This window comes from uncultured Campylobacter sp. (genome assembly GCF_938030815.1).
Lineage (GTDB): Bacteria > Campylobacterota > Campylobacteria > Campylobacterales > Campylobacteraceae > Campylobacter_B.
The window spans coordinates 1-7,813 of record NZ_CALHII010000250.1; the positions used below are offsets into that span (position 1 = coordinate 1).

At 49.4% G+C, this 7,813-nt stretch carries 8 protein-coding genes and 1 tRNA gene; 3 read left to right on the top strand and 6 right to left on the bottom strand.

Translation table 11 applies throughout. The features are described from left to right. Positions 1-72 precede the first annotated feature (72 nt). The 6 genes from Q0277_RS09340 to Q0277_RS09365 form a co-directional block, all read right to left on the bottom strand. Entirely contained in the window at positions 73-1,269 is a 1,197-nt protein-coding gene (locus Q0277_RS09340; protein WP_297997496.1) for a hypothetical protein, read from the bottom strand. A gap of 11 nt (positions 1,270-1,280) precedes the next feature. Then, positions 1,281-1,580: an AtpZ/AtpI family protein gene (locus tag Q0277_RS09345; RefSeq protein ID WP_005870236.1), complete on the bottom strand. Its 300-nt coding sequence runs from the start codon at positions 1,578-1,580 to the stop codon at positions 1,281-1,283. Positions 1,581-1,611: 31 nt separating this feature from the next. Continuing rightward, positions 1,612-2,883, bottom strand: a complete 1,272-nt coding sequence (gene hemL, locus Q0277_RS09350) for a glutamate-1-semialdehyde 2,1-aminomutase (protein WP_297997498.1) — start codon at positions 2,881-2,883, stop codon at positions 1,612-1,614. Beyond that, positions 2,880-3,272, bottom strand: a complete 393-nt coding sequence (locus Q0277_RS09355; RefSeq protein WP_295152060.1) for a cytochrome C oxidase subunit III — start codon at positions 3,270-3,272, stop codon at positions 2,880-2,882. The genes hemL and Q0277_RS09355 overlap by 4 nt, the downstream gene beginning before the upstream one ends. A 50-nt stretch (positions 3,273-3,322) precedes the next feature. Continuing rightward, positions 3,323-4,564: an ArsS family sensor histidine kinase gene (locus Q0277_RS09360; protein ID WP_297997500.1), complete on the bottom strand. Its 1,242-nt coding sequence runs from the start codon at positions 4,562-4,564 to the stop codon at positions 3,323-3,325. Positions 4,565-5,048: 484 nt separating this feature from the next. Then, positions 5,049-5,726: a response regulator transcription factor gene (locus Q0277_RS09365; RefSeq protein WP_297997502.1), complete on the bottom strand. Its 678-nt coding sequence runs from the start codon at positions 5,724-5,726 to the stop codon at positions 5,049-5,051. Between the two features lie 326 nt (positions 5,727-6,052). Between Q0277_RS09365 and Q0277_RS09370 the strand changes: the two genes are divergently transcribed. The 3 genes from Q0277_RS09370 to Q0277_RS09380 all read left to right on the top strand — a co-directional run. After that, positions 6,053-6,349, top strand: a complete 297-nt coding sequence (locus Q0277_RS09370; protein WP_177389243.1) for an HU family DNA-binding protein — start codon at positions 6,053-6,055, stop codon at positions 6,347-6,349. Between the two features lie 69 nt (positions 6,350-6,418). Further along, a tRNA-Leu gene (locus Q0277_RS09375) sits at positions 6,419-6,505 on the top strand. Positions 6,506-6,620: 115 nt separating this feature from the next. Beyond that, on the top strand, positions 6,621-7,813 hold a 1,193-nt coding region (locus Q0277_RS09380; RefSeq protein ID WP_297997504.1), incomplete at its 3' end, for an acetyl-CoA carboxylase subunit A.

Sequence of the window (7,813 nt, forward strand, 5' to 3'; positions counted from 1 at the left end):
TGCGCCAATATGCGCTCAATCCCGCTGACGCTAAATTTTAAAATTTAAAGCACCCACTCGCGCTGTTTGAGTTTAGCGCGCGTCTTTGTCAGCGAAAGCAACGATCATCGTGCCCAGAGGAATGATCGCAACGCCCAAGATAATAGCTAGCGGGTTTAGCAAGGACAGCTTGGCAAGCAGGTAGATCGCTACCACGAGCGCCGCGTAAGACAAAATTTTAAACGGAGAGAAAAACGCTCCCGCAAAATTGCTCCAAACCTCGCCTCTCTCGCACTCATCATCCCAATCATCAATGCTGCCGTCCGCGCCGTCGAAATCATCCTTTGATTTGTCGCACGCGGCGACAAACCCACCCCCAAAATCGCTCGTACCGTCGCCCCGCTCGCTGCTATCTACATCGCCGCCACGATTGCCGTTATCTGTGCTGTCGCCCAGGTCGCCACTCGCTCCGCTTTTGAAGTCGTCGCAACGTCCGCCTATGTCGCCTTGCAAACTATCGCTAGCTTCGTCGCTTATATCGCCGTGCGAGTTGCCGCAAGTCGCGCTGCCATTCATATTAAATTTATCGGCGGCATGTCCTAAAGCGGTCGCGTCGCAAGCGGAGGTTTTGTCGTCGCTCTTCGTAGAATTTACGTCGCGCTCGCCAGCGGCGGTTACGTCGCGCTCGGCGGTAAAATTTTCGGTATCTTCGTCGGCGGTAGAGTTTGCGGCGCACCTAGCGGAGCTCGCGGTACGCTCGGCAGAGTTTGCGGCACACTCGGCGGCGGTCTCGTCGTGCAGGGCGCGGCTATTGCCGTTTTCGATGCAGCTATCGCCGCTTGTGAAATTTACCGCGCCTTCGGAATTTCGTGCGTTTGAAATTTCGACGCCTGAATTTGCGCCCCTAAAGCTTTCGCTATTTAAAATTTCGCCGCCGCAAGTTTTGCTGTATGAAATTTCATCGCCGCTTGCGCCGCCTTGGTTTTCGCCGCGGCTTGTGGAATTCGTATCACAGGAGGAAGTTTTACCGCTTATGAAACCTGCGGAATTTTTAGAGCTTTGCTGTAAAATTTCATCGTATTTACCGGCTCTTAGCTCATATTCTATTTTGTTTCGGTAAGCGCGAAATGAAAAATATACCGCACCGAATGCGCCCAAAAACCCCGCTTCCAAGCTAAGAAGCCAGGCAAGCGCTCGCATGCCGAAAGAGCCCGTGCCGAAAAATCCGCCGCCGCAAAGCGCTAGCCCAAGCATGGCAAATGCCGCGTTTAGCGCGCAGTATATGAGCAAAAACCGCCTATTCAATCCCGCTCATCCCATTCATCGTCATCGTCGAAATTTTTCGGATCCGCCTTGTATTTCGGATCGTCCTCAAGCTCCTTTAGGCTCGAATTTAGCGCCTTACACGCACGGTAAACGTTCAAAAACGCCGCCGCGATACCGATGGCGATGCCAAGCCAGAGCAGGAGCAGCGAGCCCGTGAGGTGCCGCAGCCCAAGCCCGATCGCTACGCCGATGCCGATCGCTACGACGATCGAGATGCCTAGGCTGATGTCGCAGGCGCCCTTTACGATTTTATTTAAATTTTTGGTTACTCTCATCTAAAATCCGTAAAATTTTAAAACGCAGCTCTTAAAGCGCCGCCATCGCTTCATCCGCGGCGTTTAGCGCAAAGTCGATCTGCGCTTCGTTCATCGTGGCGCAGATGAAGCCCGTCTCAAACTGACTAGGCGCCAAAAATACGCCGCGCTTAATCATCTCGCCGTGGAATTTCGCAAATCGCGCGGTGTCTGCTCGCAAGGCGCCGCCATAGTCGCGCACCTCTTCATCCGCGAAAAAGTAGCCGAACATCGAGCCTACGCAGGCGGTTTGCAGCGCGATGCCGCGGCGATTTGCTATGGTGCAAAGCCCGTCCGTAAGCCTGCGCGCAAGCTCGCCGAGCCTTTCGTAAAGGTCGCCGCTAGCGTAAATTTTACTTAGGCTGGCTATACCCGCAGCCATTGCGACGGGGTTTCCGCTTAGCGTGCCTGCTTGATACACCGCTCCTAGCGGGCTTATCATATCCATGATTTCGCGCTTGCCCGCAAATGCCGCCACGCTCATACCGCCGCCGATGACCTTGCCGAAGGTTACCAGATCGCCGCGGACGCCGTAGATGCCGTAGCTGCCTAGCTCGCTCGCGCGAAAGCCGCTCATTACCTCGTCGATTATTAGCACGATCTTTTTCTCGTCGCACAGCGCGCGAAGCTCGGTTAAAAATTCTGGATTAGCCGGCACCAAGCCCATATTCCCCGCGATAGGCTCGATGATGATCGTGCCGATGTCGTTTTGCGCTAGGACGTCCTTTACGCTTTGTATGTCGTTGTATCTGGCTAGGTAGGTGTTTTTTGCGACGTCCTGCGGCACGCCCGCGCTGCTTGCGTTACCGAAGGTGCTTGCGCCGCTGCCCGCTTTGACGAGCAGGCTGTCGCTGTGGCCGTGGTAGCAACCCTCAAATTTTAAAATTTTATCCCGTCCGCTAAAGGCGCGCGCAAGACGGATCGCGCTCATCGTGGCTTCGGTGCCGCTGCTGGTAAAGCGGATCTTATCTAGGAAATCGAAATTTTTTAGCACGAGCGAGGCGAGCTGTGTCTCAAGCGGGCTGGATGCGCCGAAGCTTAGCCCCTTTTTGGCGGTCTGCACGACGGCGCGCTCAATGTCGGCATCTGCGTGACCGAAGATGAGCGGACCCCAGCTCTGCACGAAGTCGAGATATTTTTTGCCCTCGACGTCGTAGATGTACGAGCCCTCGCCGCGATCCACCATAAAAGGCTCGCCACCTACGTTGCCGAATGCTCGCACCGGCGAGTCTACGCCGCCGGGGATAAGTTTTTGTGCTGCTAAAAATTCGTCGTGATTATTCATTTTTTCTCCTTCTTTTTTGGTTGATTTATCGATTTTATATATTTGTAGATGATGATGATCTCGTTTTGCGTCAGGAAGTAGCTTGGCATCACGTCGCGCGAGCTACTGATCCCGTCGGCGAGCTCCTGAAGCGAGAGATTATTGATCGGCGGCGCGTTTAGGGCGCGCTCGTAGTAGGCGCCCGCGGTGCGGTTAAATTCTTTATACGTCGCGATCAGCGAGCCCTCACCCTTTTCGCCGTGGCACTTGTCGCAGCCGATGCCGCGGGGGTTTTTATACAGCATCGCGCCGTACTCCTCATCGGTGATAAAGCTCTCGGCTTGTGCGCCGCGAGGTAGAAAAAATATGGTCGCGTTTAAAAATAGCGCTAAAAATATGAAATTTCGCATCTTCTCGTTTCGAATTTTTGGCGCAATAATATAAAAAATGTGCTTAAATTTCATAACGCAGCTATCTTTTCGATCCCCTCGAAATAAAAGACGTTTAGCTCATCCTGCCTGCGGTAGAGGAATTTTAGTCCGTGTGCCTTAGCAATGTTATCGACGATGTAGAGCCCCAGGCCGAAGCTTTGTTTGGCGTTCGTGCCCTTGACGAAGGCCTCTTTGTAGTAGCTGAAATCCTTCTGTAGTGGCTCGCCTAAGGTTATGAAGTCCATCGTCTCGGCATTTAGGCGGATTAAAATTTTACCGTCTGCGGCGTATTTTACGGCGTTGTCGATTAAATTTTTAACCGCGACGCAAAAGAGCTTCAAATCGACGTTTAAGCTTAGCTCTAGCGGATTTTGCAGCGTGACGCAGCCGGGCTCGATCATCGCGATGCCGAGCGCTTCTTTTAAAATTTCATCCATGGGAAAAATTCCGCGTTCGATTAGCGCCGTGCCCGCAGTCGCGCGCTCGACCGCCGCAAATTCGTTGATTAGGCTCTCCAGCCGCTCAAAGACCGAGATGAGGCGCTCCTGGTTTTTACCGCGCTCGATCATCTCGACGGCGATGCGACCCTTTGTGATGGGGGTTTTGAGCTCGTGCATTATGTTTCGCAAAAACAGATGGCGCGATTCGTTAAGCTTATTTATCTGCGTGACCGCCTCGTAAAATGCGTGCGAAACCTCGGAAATTTCGTCGTTTCCTACGCTTACGTCCTTGATCTGAAGATCGCCTTTAGCAAATTTATCGATCTGGCGTTTGAGCTTGCGAAGGGGTCGAATTTTGCGGATGATAAAGATATACGCAAGCAGAATGATCGCCAAAATGACGCCGTAGATCGCTTTGAAAATATCGTAGCGGTAGGGCTGATACTCCTTGTCATTTAAAAGCCGCGTCTCGCCAGCGTGAGTAATTTTGAGATAGTGTTTACGCTTAAACAGCAAGATGTCTGCAGAGCCGATGTCTGCGGAGATGCTATCTAAAATTTCGGCGCCTTTGATGATCTCATCGCGCTTGGCTTCATCGCGGATGGTCGAAAACTCGAAATTTGCGACCTGGCGGTCGTATTCGACATCGCTAATGAGCTTGCTCATCTGATATAGGTTCGCGCGCGCGACGATGGAGTATTTGGAGTTTAGCTCGCGGGTGTAGTTTTGCTGATCGTAGCCGATGAGCCAGAGCAGAGCGAGCGAAACGCCCACGGCAGCGAGCGCAAAGATGAACGTGATGGTGTAAAAAATCGACGATCTTACTTTCATTAAATTTATATGATCCTTAAATTTTTAAAATTTCAAAGCTTTGAAGTCGCGGGCTTACTTTGCTTTGGCGCACGGAACCGGCTTGCCCTGCTTTAAATTTACGGCGGGTCTTAAAGGCACAGCGCGTAAATTTTAAAATTTTATCGCAAAGCAGGGCGCTTTTAAATTTAACAGCCGCATTGCTTTAAATTTTAAAATTTTTCCCGCTGTCCTGGGCTCTGCTTTTTACAACTCGCCTCGCGCGTAGAGCCGAATTGCTTGTCGAATTCGACGATAAAATTCCGCGCGCATCTAACTGCGCGCTAAATTTATAACTATAAAATTTTATCGTAAAATTTTAACGCTTCAGTTGCGGCGCCTTAAATTTTAATAGTAAAAGCGTGCGGAATTCGCGCTTTAAATTTCGCCGCACGGGCATCTATTAAATTTATAGCCGCGAGCATTTAAATTTCATCGCGCAAGCTCGTCTATAGTGCAAGTCCGCTCATTGTATCAGCTTATAACCTACGCCGCGGATGGCGTGGATGTAGCTGGGCGCCTTGGACGTTTCGCCAAGCTTTAGGCGGATGCGGCCGATGATGACGTCGATGCTTTTGCTCGATGATTCCTCGCTTATGGAGCTGCAGTTGTAGATGAGCTCCTCGCGGGTGATCGCGCCGCCTTCCTTTTTGATGAGATACGAAAGCACGTCGTATTCGGCGATGGTAAGCGATAGAGGCTGTCCTTTGAAGCTGATGACGTGGCGGAAATCATCCACTTCGAGGTCTTTTTTTGGCTTTGCGGCGCGCTGGAGCGAGTTTATGTCGTAGCGCTCAATATGGCGTTTGATGCGCGCTAAAAGCTCTTGCGGATTATAGGGCTTTGGCAGATAATCGTCCGCGCCGAAGTCAAAAGCGTTGATCTTATCGGTAAGATCGTGGCGGGCGCTTGAGATTATGATCGGTATATCGGTGTTTTTACGGATCTCTTTGCAGACCTCAAGCCCGTCCATCCCAGGAAGCGTGAGATCTAAAATCACGAGGTTGAAATTTTCTAAATTTAGCTTAGAAAGCCCCAAAAACGTATCGTCCGCGACGGTAATATCGATATCGTATTGCTGCAGATATTCGCTTAAAATTTCGGCGAGTTCTAAATCGTCTTCTATCATTAAAATTTTAGTCATAAAAAACCTTTGAAATTTTGCGCGGATTATAACAAAATATAGTTTATATATTTTAAAGTGGCAGGCTGGGGCGAAATTTTATAAAAATGAAGCTCGGGGAGGAGAAATTTTAAAATTTTTCAAAACTGGGCGAAATTTCAAAAATCAGCCCCAAAAATATGGCGGAATTTTGAAATTTAAAGAAGCAAAATCTGAAAAATTGACGAATTTGGGCTAAATTCGGCTAAATTTTGCCGATTTTTGCGTTTTTTTCTTAAAAAACTATTGTATTTTTTGCGAAACTATTGTAGAATACCGCCCAAACCACTTTATTTTAAAGGATTAGCATGAAAAAAGCTGATTTTATCCAAGTAGTTGCCGAGAAGGCAGGTCTTTCTAAAAAAGATACCGTTAAGGTAGTTGATTCTGCACTTGAGGCCATCAAAGAGCTTTTGGTAAAAGGTGATGACATAAGCTTCATCGGCTTCGGATCTTTCGGCATTGCAGAGCGTGCAGCTCGCGAGGGTAAAGTTCCTGGCACAAACAGAACTTACAAATCTCCTGCTACTAAAGTAGTAAAATTTAAAGTTGGCAAACAGCTAAAAGAGGCTGTTGCAGCTGCAAAAGGCAAGAAGAAAAAATAATTTTCTTGCGCCAAGCCCCGTCTTCGGGGCTTTTCTCTTTTAAATTTATACAATCATAACTTTTTAAATGCCCGAGTGGTGAAATTGGTAGACGCACCAGACTCAAAATCTGGCGAGGGCGACCTCGTGTCGGTTCGATTCCGACCTCGGGCACCATAAATCTTCTTTAAATTTTATCCGGAATTTCAACCGCCCTTCATGAATTTCAACTTGCTATAAAATTTTTTATACTATTATTACTGCGGTATTTCTTTAAAAGAGGCAATTATTTATGATACGTAAAATTCTTATCGCCAATCGCGGCGAGATCGCGGTTAGGATCATTAGAGCCTGCAGAGATCTGCATATCGGAAGCGTCGCGATCTACACCAAACCCGACGTCGATTGCTTACACGTAAAAATCGCCGACGAGGCCTACGAGGTCAGCACCGATGCGCTAAAAGGCTATCTGGACGCCAAAAAGATCGTCGAAGTCGCCAAAGAGTGTGGCGCTGATGCGATACATCCTGGATACGGCTTTTTGAGCGAGAATTTTGACTTTGCAAGAGAGGTCGAGGACGCAGGGATCATCTTTATCGGTCCGAAACCCGACGTTATCCGAAAAATGGGCAACAAAAACATCGCTCGCTATTTGATGCGCAAAAATGGCATTCCGATCGTGCCAGGTACCGAAAAGCTAAATCACGAGAACATGGATACGATCAAAAAATATGCGCGCGAGATCGGCTACCCCGTGATTTTAAAAGCTAGCGGCGGCGGCGGCGGACGCGGTATCCGCGAGGTGTGGGATGAGAAGGATATGCAGAGCGCCTACGACTCGTGCACGAGAGAGGCGAAAACCTTTTTTAACAACGATGAAATTTTTATGGAAAAACTCGTCGTCAAGCCGCGCCATATCGAGTTTCAGATCATCGGCGATAATTACGGCAACATCATCCACCTTTGCGAGCGCGATTGTTCGATCCAGCGCCGCCACCAAAAGATCATCGAGATCGCGCCGTGCCCTTCGATAAGCGAGCATCTGCGAAAGACGATGGGTACGACCGCAGTAGCTGCGGCAAAAGCGGTGAATTATACCAACGTCGGCACGGTAGAATTTCTACTCGATGATTATAACAATTTCTATTTTATGGAGATGAATACCCGTATCCAGGTCGAGCACGGCATCACCGAGGAGGTCACGGGCGTCGATCTCGTCGTGCGCCAGATCCGCATCGCAAACGGTGAAATTTTAGAGCTTGAGCAAAGTGATATCAAACCGCACGGCTACGCGATCGAGGCGCGTATTCCCTCCGAAAACGTCTGGAAAAATTTCACCCCCGTTCCCGGCACCGTTAGCGATTATTATCCAGCGCTAGGCCCTTCGGTACGCGTCGATAGCCACATCTACAAAGGTTATAAAATTCCGCCGTTTTACGACTCGCTTCTAGCCAAGCTCATCATAAAAACTACCGACTACGACCT